This is a genomic window from Saccharicrinis aurantiacus (genome assembly GCF_947489045.1).
Lineage (GTDB): Bacteria > Bacteroidota > Bacteroidia > Bacteroidales > Marinilabiliaceae > Saccharicrinis > Saccharicrinis aurantiacus.
This window is the reverse complement of sequence record NZ_CANLCN010000005.1, coordinates 102,084-123,616: the sequence shown is the minus strand read 5'-3', so window position 1 is coordinate 123,616 and position 21,533 is coordinate 102,084. Positions and strand designations below refer to the sequence as shown.

Sequence of the window (21,533 nt, the reverse complement as noted above, 5' to 3'; positions counted from 1 at the left end):
TTGATAGTAGTTACTAGCAATAAAAAAGTCCTGAAGAATTAATTTCTTCAGGACTTTTTTGTTTAAAGTTGTTTCAACTTTCTTTGATTTATTATTGCAAATATAACAATTACAAAAACGGTTATTACCATATAATATATGGCACTTGGTATAGGCACCGGATCTCCTTTTGCATAGGAGTGCATTCCTGCCAAGTAATAATTTACACCTAAATAAGTCATAACTACCGAAAAGAAACCTATAACTGCAGCAACATTATACCACAATAAATTCTTTACGCCTGGTATCATCCGCATATGCAATACAAATGCATAAATAAGTATTGTAACCATTGACCATGTTTCTTTAGGGTCCCAACCCCAATATCTTCCCCACGATTCATTTGCCCAAACACCTCCTAGGAAAGCTCCGATAGTTAAAGTATATAAGCCAATGGTTAATCCTAGCTCACTTACATAACTTAATTCTTTTATGGCTATTTTCACTTTATCATCACCTTTGGCCTTCTGTAATCCCATTAACAATAGGGCAACTAATGACATTAATGATGCTAAACTTAGAAACCCGTAACTACCCACAATTATTGCCACATGAATCGTTAACCAATACGATTTTAGCACAGGAACAAGATTCGTAATCTCAGGATTCATCCAACTTAGGTGAGCCACAAAAAGAACGATACCCGAAAAGAAACTCCCTACGGATAAAACCATCGGACTTTGCTTTGTAAAAACAATACCTGCCAATAAAACGGACCAACCTATATATAACATTGATTCATATCCATTACTCCATGGTGCATGGCCTGAGATATACCACCTCATGGCTAAGCCTGCTGTGTAAACAATAAAGCAAATCAATATTAAATACATCCCTGTAATATTTATTGCTTTGGGAGTATTCTTTGGTAAGAATAAAAACACAAGTTGCAGTAATAAAAGAATGATTCCGATTACAAAGATAAAAGGGGCTAACATCAAGAATATATTACTCTTATTATAGAATATCTCAAGATGTTTCATTCTATCTGAAGATAAAATGGAGCTAGCTTTATTAGATTGATAAGTAGCCAATGCACTAATAAGCTTATCTGCTTCTTCGGTATCTTTATTTTTTAAGGCATTGATGTAGTAATAATATACTTTAATGGCAGAAGCTTTCTCTCCAAGTGATTCTTCACTAGCGGTGGTTAATGGTGTGATCCAAGGAATACCAACATCTTCTCCGTCCGGAAAAATTCTTAATAAAGTTCCGGATTGAGCCAAATAGAATACATTAACTTGTTCATCAATTTTAATTAACTCATTCTGAAGTTTATTTCTGTAAGCTGGCCTCGTTCTATAAGCTTCATTAATCATATCACTTAACTTATAAGTCCCTGATTCATCAAAAAACTGTGCAAACGAAGCTTTTTTACCCTCATTACCAACTATATCTCTTACTGGATCTTCTTTTACAGTAATTAAAGGAATATGGGCCCATTTCTCAGGTACAATCAACATACTCAATGCCACCTGATCGGCACTATAACCTTTATAACTATTATGCTTTACTAACTTCCTGAGGATCTCTCCCGACATTGTATTCATCGGCTTTATTCGTCCTCCATTATCTTGAACCCAAAGTTCTCCAAATTTTTGCGCTTGCTCTTTATCAACAACAATAACATCCTTAATATCCTGCGCTACAAGATTACCTCCTATTAAGAATATGCCTATAATCATTAAAGATTTCTTTTCTTTACTGAGCTCTGTAATTTGTTTCAATAAAAATTGAAATCTACTTTTTGAAGAGAATAATGACAAAATCATAAATAAAGCTAAGAGTGCATAGCCAATGTAAGTAACAGTTGTTCCCCATAAATCGTTATTTACAGATAATACAGTTCCCTTTTCATCCGTATCATAGGAAGATTGATAAAAGCGATAACCTCTATAGTTTAGAATATTGTTCATGAAGATTCTAAAATCCTTTGTCACATTCTTCTCATTATCTATTAAAGTAACTTCGCTAGCAAAAGAAGAAGGACTATCTGAACCTGGATAGCGTTCGAGCTGAAACTCATTTAGTTTTATAGTAAACGGTGTTTCTAATAATTTAGCTCCATACCTCACTTTTACATTTACGCCATTTATTGTTTTTGAAGAATACTCTCCTATTTCATCCTTACTACCTGTCAGATAAATTCTATCCGTTCTATTATCAACAGTTATATCTAAGGCTACTGCCTGAAGAGGGGCATTTTTATTTTGAGATGGAACTGCTTTAAACGAGGCTTTCTCAAAAAAACCAGTTTGGATGATAAACAAATCTTCAAAACCTAACAACACACTTTGATAGAATACCTGTTGCTTATCCATATCAATATCTGTTCGTTCTTTAGTAGCCATATTGGTACTAAACACAGAATGTGGAGAAGAAAAATATAATACATCATCCTCTATATAGATATTAAAATCACTTTCACCATCATACTCAAATCCTATAGTATAACCACCAACAATAGTACCCTCTCCTTTAGTAAGATTAAGATTATTTCTACCATTACCTGTCGATACAACTAACGAAATCATTGGTACTCCGTTTTCATCCTCAACGGGCACTAACTCAGCATTCGGAATATAATCAACACTCTTAATACTAACTTTATGACCATCTACCTTAAGGCTTTCGCTAAAATGATCTTTACTTTTTAAGGACATAAATACATGACCCTCGAATTCTTCAGTCTCAGATCCTGAAGTAACTTCTCCGTTTATAAATGTATCTGATGAAAGGAAAATATTACTTGTTTGTCCTTCTCGGATGTGCATCATACCCTCAAAACCAATAAATCGGGTTAAAGCAGCACCTACAACAATTAATACAAACGAAAAGTGAAAAAGAACAATTGCTAATTTCTCTTTTTTCCAAAGGTGGGGTTTTAATAAATTCAGGAACATGTTTATTCCTAAAAGCAGAAAAATTCCTTCAAACCACCAAGCATTATAATAAAGGGCCTTGGCAGCATTGGTACCAAAATCATTTTCTACAAACGTAGCAATACCCATAGAGGCAGCAAGTAATAACAACAGAGTACCCATTAGTATGGGAGAAGAAAGTAATGCTAATATTCTTTTCATTATAGTGAATTATTATATTTTGGTACGAAAATAAAAACAGCAACAAGCAGAGTTAGTTCTGAAATACTGCGAGTTTTAGACAATTACTTTGCTACTGCGCGTTTAATATAAATGAAATATTTTAATAACGCTGTCTGAAATATTATTCAAACCAATAAAATATCCTACTAGGATGCCATTTTTATTGTAATGTATATGCAAAAAATTAGGCTATAACCATAGCTTATAGTACTTTTGTCGGCTCAAATTTAGCATTTATACTAGCTAAATAATAAGCGGATAACTCTATCAATAAATAACATTAACATGAAAAAGGCAGTAACACTATTGCTACTTATAAATGCAGTTTTAGTTCAAGCACAAGAAAAGAAAGTTAAAGTAACACCATACGGTTTTGTGGCTTTAGATATTATGGCTGATACCAGAGAAAGCGTTACATCTCGATCGGGCCATGTATACTTGTATCCTAAAAGACCTGTATACGATATTAATGGAAATGACATAAATGCCAATGGCAATTTAGATTTTAAAGCAGCTATTAGTAGGTTTGGAGTTAAAATTGCCGGTCCTGATGCTTTTGGTGCAAAAACATCAGGTGTTTTTGAAGTAGATTTTGCCGGCAAAGGAAGTACTGACTTTTCGGTAAGACTTAGGCATGCTTTTGTAAAGCTTGATTGGGATAACCAAAACCTAATACTAGGTAAGTATTGGCATCCTTTTTTCATTCCTGAGAATTTCCCTCAAACGGTTAACTTCGTGGTAGGAGCTCCTATTCACCCCTTATCAAGGGCTTCTCAAGTTAGGTTTACTCAAAGTATTGCAGAGCATACCTCAGTTGCCTTCGTTATGCTAATGCATGGTGATTTTAGTAGTGTTGGACCTGCTGATCAACCACAAATGACTAATATCCCTGAAACAATAGTTCAACTCAAACACAAAACAAATAATTTATTGCTTGCTGCTACTGCAGGAGTAAAACCACAACTACCCTATTCTCCTACGCTTGACTCAGAAGGTTACGTACATGAAAGCGACGTAGTTTATTGTCCTGAATTTAACGTGTCTGCTAAATATATTTTTGATAAAATAACCGTTAAGGCAGAAGCCATTTACGGAGGTAGCATGACTCACTTAACTATGATTGGTGGTCTTGCTCAAAAAGCAAAGGACGGAGTTGCGATAGAAGGTGAGTATACTCCAATTATGACCTCAGCCTACTGGGGCGATGTTTCAACCAACGGGAAAGTTGTAAAATTTGGAGTTTTTGGAGGTGTAACAAATAACCTAGGTACAACCACTGAGTCGGTTAAGGCTGATGGATATACGCGTGCTGCAGATATGGGCTATACCTATATGGTGGCGCCTCGTGTGGTTTGGTATTCTGGTAAAATGCAAGTTGGCTTAGAGTGGCTTTACAGTGTTGCTGCGTACAATAATGATATTGCATCGGACTACGATAAATACTCAAGACCAACTAATTTATCAGATGTGCATAACAACAGAATTACTTTAGGTATGCGCTACCATTTTTAACAAAAAATGGTTTAGCACCTCAAACCTATTCCTTTTACTAATTTTTAAGTTTTATCATTTATAAATAATAGCTACATGTTTTCAAAAGACGAAGAGAAAGAATTAAAGCTTGAGTTTTGGAAGAAACTAGGAAATAGAACTCGTAGGCTACCTGGTCAGCGTGGCCGAGTTAAAGTTTGGGTAGGTGAAAAAACAGGGGTAAAAGGAGTAGACCTACGTTTTGAAGTAGGAAGAAAGCTAATAATAGTTGCCCTAGAAATAAATCATAAAAACGAGCAAAAGAGACTTAACTTATACGAAAAATTAGAAGCAACAAAACGTATTTTTGAAAATGCGTTTGGAGAACCTCTAATCTGGGATTTTGCTTGTGAGAAAAAGTATGGAGAAGAAGTTTGCCGTGTTTACGTTCAAATGGAGGGAGATTATTTAGTATCTGAACAGTGGCCTCAGATATTCCCTTTTATGATAGAGAAGATGGTGAAGATGGAAAAAGCATTTGCCGAGGTTCAAGACTTTTTAAAGTATGATGAGCTAGGTCAATAATTACTTAACCTACTAATAAACCTTCCTTTTTCATCTCCGTATCCTTATTGGCATCAACACAGTTAAAACTATCGTTAAAAGCACTGTATTCATTTAAGAATAATTTGTAGAAATCAATTTGCTCAAAGTAACTCAGTTTTATTTTTGTTGGACTTGACAAATAGGTTCGCACCCAAAAATCAACTGGTTTCTTCATGTTAATGATTTGATTACCCTTAATCTTATAAAAGTAATCCAGAACATTCTCATCGTAATATTTATGGTTTGTAATTTGATGTATACTTTTTAATACTTCTTGGCGAGTAAATTCTCCTTCTGAGAAAATTTCATTATCAATAAATGGCCTAGCCTTTTTCTCCGATATTAACTTAATTATTGGATTGTAGAAAAATGCAATAGCACCTATTAGTCCTATGATTAAAGCAATTATAATATATGGCATTTGTGCATACAAGTTAAAGTAGTGTTGTTATTGTATACTACGTAATACTGCATTTTAACACAAATGGTTATGTAAATTTTAAGAAAAAGTTAAAAAAAATAATTTTTCATTTTTAACCCCTTGCTAATATTCTACTTACCGTTATTGTAATAGTCTCTCTCAGATCTTTTATTGAAGTACAAAAGTGTTTCTGCTTTAAATGAACAGCCAAATACTCCTGCTCCGTTTGACCAATTGTAGGAATGATGATCGCCTTCTTATCCAATGCATTTAAATCCATAATACTTGAGTAACCCGATCTACAAATAATCAATTTAGCATTTAATAAATGAGTTTTAAGCACTCCTGTTTCTAGGTGGGGAACAATCTCGATATTAGTTCCTACAGTTATGTTATCACAATTCACACTAGGCCTTCCCTCAACAACTAAACAAGTTAGTACACCTTGCGACAATGCACTGACAATCTCATTCTGCAAATAAGTTCGTTGAGGCTCCGGGCCCGATAAAACAACTACGCAATCATATGACCTAGTAACTACACTTCCTTTAGTTTCGGTAAACCGACTGAGGGGTCTGATAAACTTCGTATTAGAAGATAGAGGGTACTTATGACTCAAATCTCCCGACAAATTATCTACAGTGTCAGTATCTGGCACCCAACATTCATCAAATTTTGATATTGCCTTTTTTATAAGTAGATGAACGATGCCTTCAAATGTTTTAAATGGCCGTGGCAACTTTAGCATTAACTGATGCGTAACAAATATTGATTTTATACTGCTATTCCACAAACCATATCTATTGTCTGAAATTATTACATCAATATTTAACTCTTTAATTAAAGATTTTAAAAATGCATGCTCCTTAATACTATTCATTATAACTGAAGTGGCTATAATCAAAAGAGTTCGAACATTGAAACCTTTTCTTAAATTTAATTGTAGGTCAGGAATATTTACCCAAGCCAATTTGGGAAACTCTCGTCTTAAAATTTGGAGTGCTTCACCATCTCCACCAATAATAACTTTATTATTATCTTTTAAAAGTCGATGAATTATTGGTATCAACCGAGTGGCATGACCCAACCCCCAATTTAGAGGACAAACTAAATATGTGCCTTGAACCGCCAAATTAACCCGACACCTGTGTTTGAATGCCCAAAAGATTTACGCGCTCAGCAATTGTATCCATTTCATCCTTCCCTACTTTTATTAGTCCTTTAGCGGGAGTATCCCTATCAATGGAATATAACATTACACTTTTAGGCTTTATTTTAGAAAGTAGCTTAAGCCAGGCATCAACGTTTTCTTCTGTTGTGTTATCCACATCAACTCCATTAAATTCGCCTTTCACAAACATGGTTTGGATAATTAAATTCCCTCTAAAACTAACCATTTGATCAACTACCTTTTCTAATGAAAAAGTTTTATTGGGTTGATCTAATATTTTAATAACCTCAATTAACCCACCATCTAACTTAAGTATATTATCTTCAATTTTTGATAGTGCAGCTACAACTGCTGGTTTGTGCAGAACCGTAGCATTAGAAAGAACCGCAACTCGTGCCTCTTTGCAAAATTCATCGCGCAAAGCGATAGTATCATCTATAATCTCGGCAAACTCTGGATGAATAGTAGGCTCTCCATTACCTGCAAAAGTAATTACATCAGGCTTCTCGCCTTTTGATAACATAAATTCTAATTTTGATTTTAGAGCTGTAGCTACCTCTTTTCTACTTGGCAGTTTTGTTTTTAACGAATGATCTTTGGGGTTAAAACCGCACTCGCAATAAATACAATCAAATGTACACACCTTTTTATCTGTAGGTAATAAATTTACTCCTAAGGAGATTCCAAGCCTTCGACTTTTGATTGGACCAAAAATAATTTCACTAAACAAAAAAGTACCCATTCTAAATTAATTTACTAGATGCAGAAAGCGCAAATTTAGTTATTTTAAGCGAACAAGGATATATAATGGTTTTTGCTATCTTTGAAAAATTGTAAACACATGTGATTTTCAAGAATGTTATTTGAGCAAGTAGTAGGGCAACACAATATAAAACAAAGCTTAGTGCGGATGGTAAAAGAAAACAGAGTGAGTCACTCTTTATTGTTTTCTGGTGCCGAAGGAAATGGGAAGTTAGCCATAGCTCTTGCATTTGCTCAATATATCAATTGTCTAAACCCAAAAGAAAACGACTCCTGCGGTACTTGTAGCTCGTGCATAAAATACACAAAGTATGTGCATCCCGATTTACATTTTGTTTTTCCTGTTATTAAAAGCAATAGCGATAAAAATCCTGTAAGTTCAGGATACTTAACTCAATGGAGAGAGCTACTTAACGAAACTCCTTATTTTGCGTTGGGTACTTGGCTAAATAAAATAAGAAAAGAAGGCGAAAATAAACAAGGAGCCATATTTGCATCTGAAAGCACTGAAATAATAAAAAAGTTAAGCCTTAAAACTTTTGAAGGAAAGTATAAGGTGATGATTATTTGGATGCCTGAAAAAATGAATGAGGCTACTTCAAATAAGCTATTGAAAATATTAGAGGAACCATTGGGCAATACTGTTTTTATAATGGTATCTAACCAGCCCGATCAAATGATTTCAACAATCCTTTCGCGCACCCAACAATTAAAAATACCACGCTTATCAGACGAAGAGGTGGAAGGCTTCTTAACTTCAAACAAAGGCTTACCTTCAGCTGAAGCTAAGGGAATTACCAAAGTTGCTAATGGCAGTATTATTGATGCCATGGAGCAAATTAAAATGAGTGAGGATAACCAGTTGTTCCTTGACTTATTTATACGAGTTATGCGATTAAGTTATGCGCGTAAAGTTGGCGAGCTTATGAAATGGGTTGAGGAAGTGAGTCGCTTACCTCGAGAATTACAACGAAATTTCTTAAATTACGCAATTGCCCTTATCCGAGAAAATTACATAATGAACTTTAAGCGTCAAGAAATTGTTTACCTCACCCCTGAACAAATGGCTTTCTCGCAAAAGTTCTCTCCATTTATTAACGATGTAAATGCTATGATAATTGCTGAAGATTTTTCTTTAGCAGATTCGCACATCGGGCAAAATGGAAATAGTAAAATTGTATTGTTTGATTTAGGTCTAAAACTAATCATCTCAATAAAAGCAGGGGTTGAAGTATAGAGCACGTAAAAGTAACATGCAAATGTTACTAATTAATATATATTCAGGCGAAAGCCTTTAAAAACATTAGTAATGGAAGAAGTACAATCTAAGTGTAGTACTTGTAGCAGTAGGAGTGAAAAACTAAATGTCTTCGATTGGTTGGCAGATATACCAGAAGGCTGCAATGTTTCAGATATAGTAGAAGTTCAGTTTAAAAATACACGTAAAAGTTATTTTAAAAACAGCAATGGTTTGCGCCTTAAAAAAGGTGATGTAGTTGCGGTTGAAGCCTCTCCAGGGCACGATATTGGTAAAGTATCATGTACGGGTGAGATAGCTGTTCTTCAGATGAAAAAAAATAAATTATCGCTTCATAGTTACGAGTTCAAACGATTATATCGTCATGCTAAACCTGTTGATGTTGAAAAATGGGAAGAGGCAAAAGGATTAGAGCATGAAACAATGATTGAAAGTAGAAAAATTGCTCTTGATCTCAACTTAAATATGAAAATTGGTGACGTAGAATACCAAGGAGATAGAACTAAAGCTATTTTCTACTACATTGCTGATGAACGTGTTGATTTTCGTCAACTAATTAAAGTACTTGCAGATAGATTCAAGGTAAGAATTGAGATGCGTCAAATTGGAGCCCGTCAAGAGGCTGGCCGCATTGGAGGTATTGGCCCATGTGGTCGCGAATTATGTTGCTCGTCTTGGATTACCAATTTTGTATCTGTTACAACAAATGCTGCTCGCTATCAAGAGATATCTTTAAACCCTCAAAAACTCGCAGGGCAATGTGGCAAACTTAAATGTTGCTTAAACTTTGAGTTAGATGCATATATTGATGCTCAAAAAGATTTCCCTCGTATTAACATTCCGTTAGAAACTGTTGATGGAACTTATTACCATTTTAAAACAGACATTTTCAAGGGAGTTATGTGGTATTCTTCAGATAGGATGGTACCAGCTAACCTCGTTGAAATGCCGGTAAGTCGTATTAAAGAAGTAATCCGATTAAATAAACGCGGTAAAAAAGTTGATCAGTTAGTTGACGAGCGTGTAGTTACCAAAAGAGAAATAAAAACTCTCGATTACGAAAACGTAGTTGGTGAAGATAGTATTTCAAGATTTGATGAACCTAAAAAGAAACGTCCATCTAAATCGAGAAATGCAAACAAGAAAAGACGTAAGCCTGGAGGTAATAATCCTAATGCTAACAAGCAACAAGGTGAACGATCGCAATCTGATAAACCAAGAGGTGATAAGCCAACTCAAAACAAAAGAGAAGGCGGAAAACCTAATAACAGATCGAGTAACAGAAATAAAAGGCCGAATACTAGGAGTAACAATAGACCAAACAGGCCTAATAATTCAGCACCTAAGAACAATAAACCAAGTGATGAATCATCAAAATAATTATTGGCTTATCATATTTGTGTTTGCCCTAGTTTCTTGTGGCCCAAAGGTTGTATACGAAACTAACATCAATATTAGCGATACGGGTTGGCATAAAGATTCAGTAGCTGTATTTAAAAGTGAAGTTACTGAGCTTAACAGGGATTATCACTTGCTTTTACAGCCCAATGTTAATATGGATTATGCCTATAATAACATTTGGTTTTTTATTGATGCAATAGCTCCATCTGGTCATATTCAACGCGATACTGTTAGTTGTTATTTATCGGCTGTTGATGGTGAAATGTATGGAAATAAGCAATGGTTTAGTGATGATTACATCTCTATTCAACCCTATAAACTGAACATTCGGTTTCCCGAGAAAGGCGTATATACATACCGTATTGCACAGGGAATGCGCGATGAAAAGATTATGGGGTTAAACTCCATCGGATTAAAAATAATAGAAGTAGAATAAAGCTAACCTTGGTTAGTTGATAATTAGAGAAGTGGGAAAGAATAAATTATTTAAGTTTGCGAAGTTAGAAACTTACCCTCATGTTTTTCAGGCAACTTTTGATGAGCCAAATCGTGAAGATTTTCACATGAAGGGAAAATGGAGTAAAGAGTTTTTTAAAAACGATAACCCTATTGTATTAGAATTAGGTTGCGGAAAAGGTGAATATACAGTTGGTTTAGGCGAATTATATCCTGATAAAAACTTTATTGGAATGGATATTAAAGGTGCTCGTATCTATACTGGCGCTACTCAAGCTTTAAACAAGGAAATGAACAACGTTGCCTTTATTAGAGCTAAAATTGAGTTGATTACATCTTTTTTTGCAGAAGGTGAAATTGATGAAATTTGGATTACTTTTCCAGATCCTCAAATGAAGAAAACTAGAAAACGATTAACCTCAACTAGATTTCTTGATTTCTATAGGAATATATTAAAAACAGATGGATTGTTACATCTTAAAACAGATAGTAACTTTTTATATACCTACACTGATGCTTTGGTAAGCGAAAATAAACTACCAACAGAAGTAAATACCGACAATTTATATAATAGTGAAATTGTTGATAAGGTATTATCCATAAAAACCTATTACGAATCACAGTTTTACGAACAAGGTATTCCGATAAAATACTTGCGTTTTAAAATACCTCATGGAGTTGATCTTACTGAGCCTGATATTGAGATTGAATATGATGAGTACCGCAGTTACAATAGAGGCGCCAAAATGCCAGACGAAAAAAAGTAGAATTCACATATATGCTTCCTACAAACTTTGTTGATGATGTATTAAAAATAACTCGTAAAATCCCGAAAGGCAGAGTAACAAGTTATGGTGCCATTGCAAAAAGCCTTGGGATAGCAAAGTCCAGTCGAATGGTTGGCTGGGCTCTAAAGAAGTCAGGCATGGAAATTGAATTTGTGCCTGCTCATAGAGTTTTAAACCGTAATGGTTTACTAAGTGGTAAAAATGCCTTTAGCTCTGAAACACGAATGCAAGAGCTCCTTGAAGAAGAAGGCATAGAAGTACAAAATGATAAAGTAGTTCGCTTTTCTGAACTATTTTGGGACCCAATTTCCTTGGGCGAAATTCGATAATATATTTATTTACAAGATATTTTATGCAACTGAGCAGTTGTTGTTAATAGATGAATCGTATATTTGTCCTTATTTTTAATAAATTTAAATAAATATAAGATGAGTTTTTATCCTCAATTAGTATTGGATGCCTTAAAGCATGTAAAGCATCCAGGAAAAGGCAAAACTATCGTTGAGCTAGAAATGGTTGAAGACGATATTAAAATTGATGGAAAAAGAATAACATTTAGTTTACTATTTGATAGACCAAATGACCCAATGATTCCTTCAATAAAGAAGGCATGTGTTCAGGCTATTGAAACATATATTGGTGATGGTGTTCAAATTGAAGGGAACATTTATGTTAAGATTAAACCAAAGCCTAAACCAAAAGCTACAAAACTATTACCTCAGGTTAAAAATGTAATTGCAGTGGCATCTGGTAAAGGTGGTGTTGGTAAATCAACCGTTACTTCAAACTTAGCAGTTGCACTTGCAAAAGCAGGATACAAAGTAGGTTTATTTGATGCTGATATTTTTGGTCCTTCGGTACCTAAGATGTTTAAAACAGAGCAAGAGCGTCCATTATTGGATAAGGTTAACGGAAAAGACATCATTATTCCAGTAGAACAATATGGGGTTAAGATGTTATCCATCGGATATTTTGTAAACCCTAATGATGCTACTGTATGGAGAGGTGCAATGGCAACCAATGCACTACGTCAATTAATTTCAGAATGTAATTGGGGCGAGCTTGATTATTTACTCTTAGATCTTCCTCCGGGTACAAGTGATATACACTTAACATTAGTGCAAACACTTTCAATTAATGGAGCTGTTATAGTTACAACACCACAGGATGTAGCCTTAGCTGATGCAATTAAAGGAGTTAGTATGTTTAAAAGTAAAAGTATAAACGTACCAATACTAGGACTAGTTGAAAACATGGCTTGGTTTACACCTGCTGAACTACCGGAGAATAAATATTATATTTTTGGTAAAGATGGGGGTAAAAAACTTGCCGAAGAATTAGAGGTACCATTATTAAGTCAAATTCCAATAGTCCAAAGTATACGAGAAGGAGGCGATGGTGGTGAACCTGCTGCTCTTGATGAAAATACGGCTACGGGTATTGCATTTACAGACTTAGCTAATAAAGTAGTGGCAGCTATTGAAGAACGTAACTCAACCTTACCTCCAACACAGGTTGTTGAAACACAAATAAAATAAATTTATAATATTCTCCTCTACTTTAATGTAGAGGAGAGCAATTAATATTTTAGTATGGAATATACAGATTTAGTTGAAAAAGCCCTAGACGAAATTAGACCATATTTAAAAGCCGATGGCGGTGATATTGAATTGGTAGAAATAACTGATGATTTAGTGGTTAAAGTACAATTGAAAGGCGCTTGCGTAGATTGCCCGATGAGTTATCAAACCATGAAGAATGGTGTAGAACAGGTAGTAAAAAAGGTTTTACCACAGGTTAAATCAGTAGAAGCAATTGAGGTTGAATAGATATTTTTTAATCCATATTGAAATCTTTATCTTTCTGATCTCGCTTTTTCATATTGTAGATGGTTGATTTACCGATATCGAGAATTTGAGCCACTTTTAATACATTGTTATTATTTTCTTTTAAAAAGTGCCTAATAATTCTCTCGGTATATTCCTTCAACGTCATCTTTTCGGCCAACAAATCAAGTTTAGCATTTGAAGAGGTTAGCATAACATCCTCTTCATCTACTTTACCATCAGCCGCCATTACAGCACTTAATTCTACAATTGCTTTTAACTCGCGCACATTACCAGGGTATGCATAACTCATTAATTTTTGCTTAGCCCCAGTTGTAAATGTTTTTTTCTCTAAGCTATTATTGGAGCAAAAAACATCTAAAAAATGCTGACCTAATAATATAATATCGTGCTTTCGTTCTTTTAGCGAGGGTATATAAATTGGTAATCCGAGCAAACGATAATACAAATCTTCCCTAAAATTACCTGCACTTATTTCGTCTAATAAATTTTTATTGGTTGCAACAATAATTCTGCAATTAACCTTAGTCCCTTTCCTACTCCCACTCTTCTTAATCTCTCCTTCCTGAATAACGCGCAACAGTTTAGCCTGCAGATTTAAATCCATTTCACCAATTTCATCAATAAAAATGGTTCCTTTCTCAGCATCTGCAAATTTGCCCAATTTATTTTCATTACTCGACCCAAATAGTTCCTCTTCAACATACTCCTTGGGGATTGCACTCATATTAAGAGTTACAAATGGTGCGTTCTTACGCGATGAATTATAATGAATCGTTTTGGCAGCAAGCTCTTTCCCTGTTCCTGACTCTCCATAAATTGATATATTAATATTCGGAACTTTTATGGCCTTCTCAATAAGTGCCAATACATTTTTCATTGAAGGGCTATCTCCTAATATGGCAGTTCCAAAACTATATTTCTTAGAAATTTCATTCTTAAGAAGAGAAATCTCGTTAATCAAAGATTTTTTATTAATAATATTATGAATCGAATTGTGTAATCTATCCTTTATATTATCATCCTTAATAATATAATCATACGCACCCTCCTTTAGTAATTGTACGGCACCCGAGACACTATCTTCTCCCGAAATAATAATAACATCAATGTTCGCATTAAATTTTTTAATCCGTTTTAAAATTTCGAGTCCTGAGTAATCGGGTAAACCAAGATCTAGGGTAACTATATCTGTATCTTCCGTTAACTGATTTAAAAAACTTTCGCCATTAAAGAATGGAATAATCTCAACATCTTCAACTTCAGCAATAGAACGTTCGATCAATTTGTTGTATACTTTATCGTCTTCAACAACATTAATTTTCATAGTAAAGAGCCATTAAAAGAGAGCTAAACCTGAGTAAAGTTCAATAATTAGGTAAAATCATTAAATATGTTTGATAAAAGGTAATAAAAACCAAAGATGAATGTTTCATTACACTGTTAATTCAAATATATTTGTTTGCTAGTTAATGCTTAAATATATAAAAATGTTTTAGCCAAGCATTCAAAAATTAGAGCTGTTCAGATAATAATTTTACAGAATGCCTGTTTTATTATGGGGAAAGCCTTTTTAAGAAATAAAAATGACCATTAAAAAACTCTTCATTTATATACCTATCGTTATTCTATTAATCGGATGTTCTACAAAAAAGAACACCTGGCTTAGTAGAAACTATCATAACATGACAGCTCATTATAATGTATATTTTAATGGGAAGGAAAGCATGAAAGAAGGTGTAAAATCCATTCAAAAATCGAATCAGGATGATTACACGCAAATCCTCACAGTATTTCCCGATTCTAAAAAAGAAGCGGCTAGCGTAGCATCTTCTAATATGGATAGATCTATTGAAAAAGGTGTTAAACTAATTAAGAAACACTCCATACGTAAAAAGCCAAAGAAAAAGGATAACGACTCTCAACAATATAAAAACTTTATAAGCCAGAATGAATTTAACAAATGGGTAGACAATGCCTATTTAATGATTGGGAAAGCACATTTCATGAAACATGAATTTTATGTGGCGCAGCAGAGTTTCTCATATATGTTTAGAGAATTTAGAATAGGACCTGAGTGGTATGAGGCGCAACTTTATATGGCTCGTTCCTATATCGAAATTGGTGATTATGCAACAGCAAAAATTATTTTAGATGTTTACGATTTAGAAGGCAAAGCTCCTTATAAATTATATGGTTTCTTTTCGGCTATTTATGCCGATTATTACCTGCGACAAGGAGATGTTGCGTCAGCCATTCCGTTTATGAAAACTGCGGCAGAAAGCATTACTGGTAAATATTATCGCACACGCTTTAACTTTATTTTAGCGCAACTGTATCACGATCAGAATATGTATGCTGAGGCAAGTGCAGCCTATAAAAAAGTAATTCAATCTAATCCACCTTACGAATTGGCATTTAATGCAAAAGTGAATAGAGTGAGTGTAGTTTTTGAGGAAGAAGGATTTGCAGCTGTTTTAAAAGAAGTGAAAAAATTGCTGCGCGATAAAAGAAATCAAGATTATACCGACCAAATCTATTACGCATTAGGAAAAGCCTACTTAGCAGAGCAACAAGAGCAAATAGCCACCGATAACTTTGTTTTATCTATCCAATCAAGCATCGATAATACACACCAAAAGGGATTATCGTTTTATGAACTTGCCAAAATAGAGTACAATAAACCAATTTACCGTACAGCTTATTATAATTTAGATTCTGCCATGCTAAATCTAAATAAAGACTTTCCGAGGTACGAAGAGTTATCCGAACTCAACGAGACTTTATCTGAACTTGTAACTAATTTAGATATTATAGCTCATGAAGATAGCATCCAACGCATTGCTAAAATGGACTCTTTAGATCGCTTGACTTATATCGATCAGTTAATTGAAGATGAAATTGCAAGAGAAGAAGCATTGAAGAAACAACAAGAAGAGTTTGATAATGGAGATTTCTTCTTTGATAATAATATGAGTTCATCAAATCCATCCGAAGGAGGTAAGTGGTATTTCTACAATCAGAATTCCATTTCAATGGGTAAAATGGAGTTTGAAAAACGATGGGGACGACGCAAATTAGAGGATAACTGGCGAAGAGCAAATAAGGAAGTAGTGATTGAAGACCCGATGGCTGAGCCAGAAGCCGATTTTAATGATGATGATCCATGGGGAGAATTAGCAAACGATTCTATCATTTCTGCTAGTGGTGGCGACGAAGTTACCGATTTAAAAAGCAGAGATAGCTATTTACGAGGATTGCCATTAACTGAAGAGGCTATTATTGCATCTGATAAAAAAATAGAAGAAGCATTGCTTTCTGAGGGTTTAATATATAAAGATGACCTTGAGAACCTTCCTTTTGCCATAGATGCTTTCAATGAGTTAATCAGACGATTCGGCAGTAGCACCTATACCGAAGATGCATTAATGAACCTTTATTTGTGTTATCAAAAGCAAGATGATTCGCAAGGTATGGCACAAACTAAAGCTCAGCTAATGCTAAGGTATCCTGATGGTGAGTTTACGGCTTTCTTAAATGATCCATTGTTCTTTGAGAAAAGAGAAGCCCGAGAAAAGGAAATAGAGATACTATATCAGAATGCGTATAATCGATATTTATTTAACGATTTTGTAACGCCTCTGAACAATGAAAAACAAGCATTTATAATTGATGAGAAAAGTGAATTGTTACCTAAATTCATTCTACTATCAGCCTTATCCAATGCTAAAACAGGAGTTTTAACGGAGTTTGAGGGCGACTTAAAAAGGATTATTAACGATTATCCTGAAAGTGAACCGGTGCCAATGGCCAAAGAGCTGCTTGCCGAATACGAAAAAGGTAGAGTTCCTGTAGTTGGTCCTGTTCAATCTAATTTGATAGATAAAAGGAATGAACAACTTGAAGAAGATCGAAGAAATAGTTTAGGAGACTCCAAAGGAATCGAAATTCCTTCATCGTATAACAGGTCGGATAAAGCGGTTCATAGTTTGGTAATAATAATTAATCCTGAAGCTGATATAAATAGGCTACGTTTTAACTTGGCAGATTACAACTTCTCTAAATTCTTACTGAACGATTATGAAATGTTGGCTAAGAAATTACCGGATGGAACGCCAATACTTGAAGTTGCAGGTTTCAAAAACAGACTTGAGGCGCAAGATTATTTCTATTCCTTACGTGAACGTGAGCAAGTTTTTGATGTACCAGATTTAAGCAGGTACAACTTATATGTAATTACTCAAGCTAACTTAGAGTATATGATTTCTTCTGGCGATCAAGGGGCATATAATAGATTTTTTGAAGAAAATTACTTAAGTGCTGAATCGTTCAAAAACTACTCTTCTGAGGAAGTTGAAGAACTTATTTCTACTGATGAAGAAGAAGCTCCAACTATAGATGTAGAAGAAAAATTAATTGCTCCATTAAATAAAGAAGAGAATATTTCTACTAACAACAATGAGACTAATAATTCAGTACAGAACAACAATAATGAAATAAAAGAAGAAGCAAAAACTTCTGACGTAACAACCGAAGTACAAAAAGAGCCACATAAAGAAACGGAAGTTATTGCTCCTCCAGTTGCTATCGAAGAAACAAATAAGCCTGCTGAAAACACTGTAGCACCAGAATCGACAACTGAGGATACCGTTAATACGGTGGTAGAAACAGAAAGTCCAATAGCTGAAATAACGCCAGAAACCTTTATTGTAGGTGAAGGTGCGCATAACGCATACGTGCTGTTTAAAAAAGGTCGAATTAATACCACACGATTATCAACGGTATTTACTAACTATACAAAAACAACCTTTGGAACGGAATATACTGTTACATCAGGAGAAATAGTTGGCTCTTACTTTTTTGTAAAAATAGCTGGCTTTACAAATAGCAAGTCAGCAGAAGATTATATACAGAAAGTGAATTTAAACGACTTTTTAATGCGCGATATCAGGAGAGTGGAGCATTATTTGTGGTCGATTACCGATATCAATTTAAATAATATCAAGAACAAAGAATCTATTGAAGAATACCAACAATTTTACAAATCGAACTACTAAAAAATAATAGATATGGTTGAAGCTAAAAACGTGCGCATTTTATGGGTTGATGATGAAATAGAACTATTAAAATCGCATATCTTTTATTTGAAGGAAAAGGGATTTGATGTTGATACAGCCACTAACGGACAAGACGCCTTGGATATGGTTGAAGAAATTCAATTTGACATTGTTTTTTTAGATGAAAACATGCCCGGATTAAGTGGCCTAGAGGTATTAAACCAGCTGAAAAATATATTGCCAACAGTTCCTGTGGTAATGATTACCAAAAGCGAAGAAGAGGATATTATGGATCAGGCAATTGGTAGCAGAATTGCTGATTACTTAATAAAACCAGTTAACCCAACTCAAATACTATTAACCATAAAAAAACATGTTGATCAGCGTAGGTTAGTTGCTGAAAAAACAACACATAGTTATCAAAGCGAATTTGGTAAAATTGGGTTAAAGATTAACGAATCGTATAACTTTAACGATTGGTCTGATGTATACAAACAACTTGTTAATTGGGAAATTGAACTTGAAGAAACCAAAGGCGAGATGGATGAGGTGCTTAAAATGCAGAAAACCGAAGCCAACCATGCTTTTACAAAATTTGTAAAAAAGAATTATCACGATTGGATTAAAGGTACAGATGATGACGCTCCTCTCATGTCGCACCAACTTATGAAGTCTAAGGTGCTGCCTATGCTCGAAAATGGTGAGAAGGTAGTAATGTTAGTAATTGACAACTTCAGATATGACCAATGGGTTACAATCCGTCAAAATATCTCGGAAAGTTACCGAGTTGATAGCGAAGAAATCTACAGTAGTATTCTTCCAACAGCTACACAATATGCGCGCAATAGTTTGTTTTCGGGCCTTATGCCTGCTCAAATAAAACAATTGTATCCGCAATATTGGTTAAATGAAAATGAAGAAGGCAGCAAAAATCAGTTTGAAGATGAGTTGGTAAAAACCTTCTTTGACAGATTCAGAAAATCATATAGTCATTATTATCACAAAGTAACAAATACCGATTCAGGGAAAGAGTTACTCGATAATTATAATAAAATGATCACTAATGATCTTTCTGTAGTTGTTTTCAACTTTGTTGATATGCTTTCACATGCTCGTACTGAAAGTAAAATGATTAAAGAACTAGCAAGTGATGAGTCTGCCTATCGATCTCTTTCAAAATCATGGTTTTCGCATTCCGTAATGAAGTTATTATTAGATAAGCTAGAAGACGAAAATGTAAAAGTGATTATAACCACTGACCACGGAACCATTAGAGTGAAAAATCCAGTAAAAGTTGTTGGAGATAAAAATATCAGCTTAAATTTGCGCTACAAACAAGGAAAAAATTTAAACTATAAGGCAAAAGAGGTGTTTGAAATAACAAAACCAGAAGAGGTGATGTTACCAAAATCAAATGTATCTACAAGCTATGTATTTACGTGTAACGATGACTTTTTTGCCTATCCAAATAATTATAATCATTACGTAAGTTATTATAAAGATACCTTTCAGCATGGTGGTGTTTCAATGGAAGAGATGCTTATTCCTTATGCTGTTATATCTCCAAAGAATAATTAATTATGCAAACATTTACTATTCAATCGATAGAAACTATTGATGAAGTAGCCGCACAGTTTTTAAACAAATACAATAAACCTGCTGTATTTTGTTTTTATGGTTCAATGGGAGCTGGTAAAACTACTTTTATAACCGCTTTATGCCAGCAACTAAGGGTGATTGATGTGGTGAATAGTCCAACATTTTCCATAGTAAACGAGTACGATACTGAGGCAGGGGACAAGGTATATCACTTCGATTTTTATAGAATCAAAGAACAAGAAGAGGCATTAGATATGGGATGTGAAGATTATTTCTACTCCGACTCTTATTGCTTTATTGAGTGGCCAGAAAAAATAGATACTTTATTACCTCCGGATAGATACGATGTAAAAATACTAGTTAACGACGATTTTACACGTCAAATTACAGTTACAGAGCAACTATAAACAAAAAAGGGCATAAAATATTCTATTTGCTGAAGCTACGTTTCAGAAAAAAATGCGATTTTTGTGCTCTCAATAAATTAGAATCAGATAAACAGACATATTATGCAAAAAGTAGTTAGTGGAATTCGTCCCACAGGAAACTTACACTTAGGAAATTATTTTGGTGCCGTTAAAAATTTCTTGCGCATGCAAGAGGAGTATAACTGTTATTTTTTCATAGCAGATTATCATTCGTTAACTACGCATCCAACACCTGAAAATTTGCATAATAATGTACGTCAGGTATTGGCTGAATATTTGGCTTGTGGTTTAGATCCTGAAAAATCAACAATCTATATACAGAGTGATGTACCCGAGGTTGCTGAGCTGAGTTTATTAATGAGCATGAACGCATACTTAGGCGAGTTAGAGCGAACTACTTCTTTTAAAGATAAAGCCCGTCAACAACCTGAGAATGTAAATGCAGGCTTATTAACTTACCCTGTTTTAATGGCCTCTGACATTATTATGCACAATGCAGATAAAGTACCAGTAGGTAAAGATCAAGAGCAAAACCTTGAAATGACACGTAAGTTTGCAGGTCGTTTTAATCATATTTATAAAACAGATTACTTTACCATTCCTCAATCATTTAATTATGGCGAAGCTTTAGTTAAAATTCCAGGATTAGATGGAAGTGGTAAAATGGGTAAATCAGAGGGAAATGGTATTTACTTGGCTGATGAAGCTAAAGCAATCCAAAAAAAGGTAATGCGCGCCGTTACTGATAGTGGTCCTACTGAAATGAATTCTCCTTTAACTGAACCTGTTCAAAATTTAATAACGCTGATGGAGGTAGTTTCTACTCCAGATACTGTACAGTACTTCAGAGATAAATATGCTTCGTGTGAAATACGCTATGGCGATATGAAAAAGCAGTTGGCTGAGGATATCATTAAATTCAATGCACCAATACGTGAGAAAATTGAGGCAATAAAGGCAGATGAAGCTTACTTAAGCAAAGTAGTAGCGATGGGTAGAGATAAGGCTAGAGAGAGTGCTCAAAAGACATTAAAAGATGTTAGAAGCATTATTGGAATTAAACAATTCTAGAATGGTAAATTATTCATTGTGAATAAGTTTTAATACAATAAGGCACATATAAAAA

At 34.4% G+C, this 21,533-nt stretch carries 18 protein-coding genes; 13 read left to right on the top strand and 5 right to left on the bottom strand.

All coding sequences use genetic code 11. The features are described from left to right. Positions 1–62: 62 nt before the first annotated feature. A complete protein-coding gene (locus QMO11_RS07750; RefSeq protein WP_282036765.1) occupies positions 63–3,122 on the bottom strand; it encodes a cytochrome c biogenesis protein in 3,060 nt (1,019 codons plus the stop codon). 306 nt (positions 3,123–3,428) lie between these two features. Between QMO11_RS07750 and QMO11_RS07745 the strand changes: the two genes are divergently transcribed. Continuing rightward, complete coding sequence (locus QMO11_RS07745) at positions 3,429–4,655, top strand: hypothetical protein (RefSeq protein ID WP_282036764.1); 1,227 nt, start codon at positions 3,429–3,431, stop codon at positions 4,653–4,655. A 75-nt stretch (positions 4,656–4,730) separates the two neighbouring features. After that, positions 4,731–5,198, top strand: a complete 468-nt coding sequence (locus tag QMO11_RS07740; RefSeq protein WP_282036763.1) for a DUF4268 domain-containing protein — start codon at positions 4,731–4,733, stop codon at positions 5,196–5,198. A 4-nt stretch (positions 5,199–5,202) separates the two neighbouring features. On the opposite strand, the gene QMO11_RS07735 is transcribed toward QMO11_RS07740, so the two are convergent. The 3 genes from QMO11_RS07735 to QMO11_RS07725 form a co-directional block, all read right to left on the bottom strand. Continuing rightward, entirely contained in the window at positions 5,203–5,640 is a 438-nt protein-coding gene (locus tag QMO11_RS07735; protein WP_282036762.1) for a hypothetical protein, read from the bottom strand. Positions 5,641–5,752: 112 nt separating this feature from the next. Beyond that, positions 5,753–6,709 (bottom strand): glycosyltransferase, encoded by a 957-nt coding sequence (locus tag QMO11_RS07730; protein ID WP_282036761.1) that lies wholly within the window; start codon positions 6,707–6,709, stop codon positions 5,753–5,755. A 64-nt stretch (positions 6,710–6,773) separates the two neighbouring features. Next, positions 6,774–7,553 (bottom strand): radical SAM protein, encoded by a 780-nt coding sequence (locus QMO11_RS07725; RefSeq protein ID WP_282036760.1) that lies wholly within the window; start codon positions 7,551–7,553, stop codon positions 6,774–6,776. 114 nt (positions 7,554–7,667) lie between these two features. On the opposite strand from QMO11_RS07725, the gene QMO11_RS07720 reads away from it, so the two are divergent. From QMO11_RS07720 to QMO11_RS07690, 7 genes are all read left to right on the top strand, one after another. Next, positions 7,668–8,810, top strand: a complete 1,143-nt coding sequence (locus tag QMO11_RS07720; RefSeq protein ID WP_282036759.1) for a DNA polymerase III subunit — start codon at positions 7,668–7,670, stop codon at positions 8,808–8,810. A 72-nt stretch (positions 8,811–8,882) separates the two neighbouring features. Continuing rightward, the gene (locus QMO11_RS07715) at positions 8,883–10,211 is read left to right on the top strand and encodes a PSP1 domain-containing protein (RefSeq protein ID WP_282036758.1); all 1,329 of its coding nucleotides are present in this window, start codon (positions 8,883–8,885) and stop codon (positions 10,209–10,211) included. Next, a complete protein-coding gene (locus tag QMO11_RS07710; RefSeq protein ID WP_282036757.1) occupies positions 10,195–10,668 on the top strand; it encodes a gliding motility lipoprotein GldH in 474 nt (157 codons plus the stop codon). Before QMO11_RS07715 ends, QMO11_RS07710 begins: the two co-directional genes overlap by 17 nt. A gap of 31 nt (positions 10,669–10,699) precedes the next feature. After that, positions 10,700–11,455 carry a tRNA (guanosine(46)-N7)-methyltransferase TrmB gene (gene trmB / locus QMO11_RS07705; RefSeq protein ID WP_068474101.1) on the top strand — a complete coding sequence of 252 codons (756 nt, stop codon included), beginning with the start codon at positions 10,700–10,702 and terminating at the stop codon, positions 11,453–11,455. Between the two features lie 11 nt (positions 11,456–11,466). Beyond that, a complete protein-coding gene (locus QMO11_RS07700) occupies positions 11,467–11,805 on the top strand; it encodes an MGMT family protein (RefSeq protein ID WP_282036756.1) in 339 nt (112 codons plus the stop codon). Between the two features lie 99 nt (positions 11,806–11,904). Next, positions 11,905–13,014, top strand: coding sequence for an Mrp/NBP35 family ATP-binding protein (locus QMO11_RS07695; protein ID WP_068474105.1), 1,110 nt, complete (start codon positions 11,905–11,907; stop codon positions 13,012–13,014). A gap of 54 nt (positions 13,015–13,068) precedes the next feature. Further along, complete coding sequence (locus QMO11_RS07690) at positions 13,069–13,305, top strand: NifU family protein (RefSeq protein ID WP_068474107.1); 237 nt, start codon at positions 13,069–13,071, stop codon at positions 13,303–13,305. A gap of 7 nt (positions 13,306–13,312) precedes the next feature. On the opposite strand, the gene QMO11_RS07685 is transcribed toward QMO11_RS07690, so the two are convergent. After that, positions 13,313–14,650 (bottom strand): sigma-54-dependent transcriptional regulator, encoded by a 1,338-nt coding sequence (locus QMO11_RS07685; protein WP_282036755.1) that lies wholly within the window; start codon positions 14,648–14,650, stop codon positions 13,313–13,315. Positions 14,651–14,909: 259 nt separating this feature from the next. On the opposite strand from QMO11_RS07685, the gene porW reads away from it, so the two are divergent. From porW to trpS, 4 genes are all read left to right on the top strand, one after another. Next, positions 14,910–18,380, top strand: coding sequence for a type IX secretion system periplasmic lipoprotein PorW/SprE (gene porW / locus QMO11_RS07680; protein ID WP_486660038.1), 3,471 nt, complete (start codon positions 14,910–14,912; stop codon positions 18,378–18,380). 12 nt (positions 18,381–18,392) lie between these two features. Continuing rightward, entirely contained in the window at positions 18,393–19,958 is a 1,566-nt protein-coding gene (gene porX / locus QMO11_RS07675) for a T9SS response regulator signal transducer PorX (protein WP_282036753.1), read from the top strand. A gap of 2 nt (positions 19,959–19,960) precedes the next feature. Then, positions 19,961–20,386 (top strand): tRNA (adenosine(37)-N6)-threonylcarbamoyltransferase complex ATPase subunit type 1 TsaE, encoded by a 426-nt coding sequence (gene tsaE / locus QMO11_RS07670; protein ID WP_282036752.1) that lies wholly within the window; start codon positions 19,961–19,963, stop codon positions 20,384–20,386. A gap of 102 nt (positions 20,387–20,488) precedes the next feature. Further along, complete coding sequence (gene trpS, locus QMO11_RS07665; protein WP_068474118.1) at positions 20,489–21,478, top strand: tryptophan--tRNA ligase; 990 nt, start codon at positions 20,489–20,491, stop codon at positions 21,476–21,478. Positions 21,479–21,533: the final 55 nt, after the last annotated feature.

Excerpts from the sequence above, each read along its gene's own strand:
- QMO11_RS07750 (WP_282036765.1), bottom strand. The coding sequence starts at position 3,122 with ATGAAAAGAATATTAGCATTACTTTCTTCTCCCATACTAATGGGTACT.
- QMO11_RS07745 (WP_282036764.1), top strand. The coding sequence starts at position 3,429 with ATGAAAAAGGCAGTAACACTATTGCTACTTATAAATGCAGTTTTAGTT.
- QMO11_RS07740 (WP_282036763.1), top strand. The coding sequence starts at position 4,731 with ATGTTTTCAAAAGACGAAGAGAAAGAATTAAAGCTTGAGTTTTGGAAG.
- QMO11_RS07735 (WP_282036762.1), bottom strand. The coding sequence starts at position 5,640 with ATGCCATATATTATAATTGCTTTAATCATAGGACTAATAGGTGCTATT.
- QMO11_RS07725 (WP_282036760.1), bottom strand. The coding sequence starts at position 7,553 with ATGGGTACTTTTTTGTTTAGTGAAATTATTTTTGGTCCAATCAAAAGT.
- QMO11_RS07720 (WP_282036759.1), top strand. The coding sequence starts at position 7,668 with ATGTTATTTGAGCAAGTAGTAGGGCAACACAATATAAAACAAAGCTTA.
- QMO11_RS07715 (WP_282036758.1), top strand. The coding sequence starts at position 8,883 with ATGGAAGAAGTACAATCTAAGTGTAGTACTTGTAGCAGTAGGAGTGAA.
- QMO11_RS07710 (WP_282036757.1), top strand. The coding sequence starts at position 10,195 with ATGAATCATCAAAATAATTATTGGCTTATCATATTTGTGTTTGCCCTA.
- QMO11_RS07700 (WP_282036756.1), top strand. The coding sequence starts at position 11,467 with ATGCTTCCTACAAACTTTGTTGATGATGTATTAAAAATAACTCGTAAA.
- QMO11_RS07695 (WP_068474105.1), top strand. The coding sequence starts at position 11,905 with ATGAGTTTTTATCCTCAATTAGTATTGGATGCCTTAAAGCATGTAAAG.
- QMO11_RS07690 (WP_068474107.1), top strand. The coding sequence starts at position 13,069 with ATGGAATATACAGATTTAGTTGAAAAAGCCCTAGACGAAATTAGACCA.
- QMO11_RS07685 (WP_282036755.1), bottom strand. The coding sequence starts at position 14,650 with ATGAAAATTAATGTTGTTGAAGACGATAAAGTATACAACAAATTGATC.
- porW (WP_486660038.1), top strand. The coding sequence starts at position 14,910 with ATGACCATTAAAAAACTCTTCATTTATATACCTATCGTTATTCTATTA.
- porX (WP_282036753.1), top strand. The coding sequence starts at position 18,393 with ATGGTTGAAGCTAAAAACGTGCGCATTTTATGGGTTGATGATGAAATA.
- tsaE (WP_282036752.1), top strand. The coding sequence starts at position 19,961 with ATGCAAACATTTACTATTCAATCGATAGAAACTATTGATGAAGTAGCC.
- trpS (WP_068474118.1), top strand. The coding sequence starts at position 20,489 with ATGCAAAAAGTAGTTAGTGGAATTCGTCCCACAGGAAACTTACACTTA.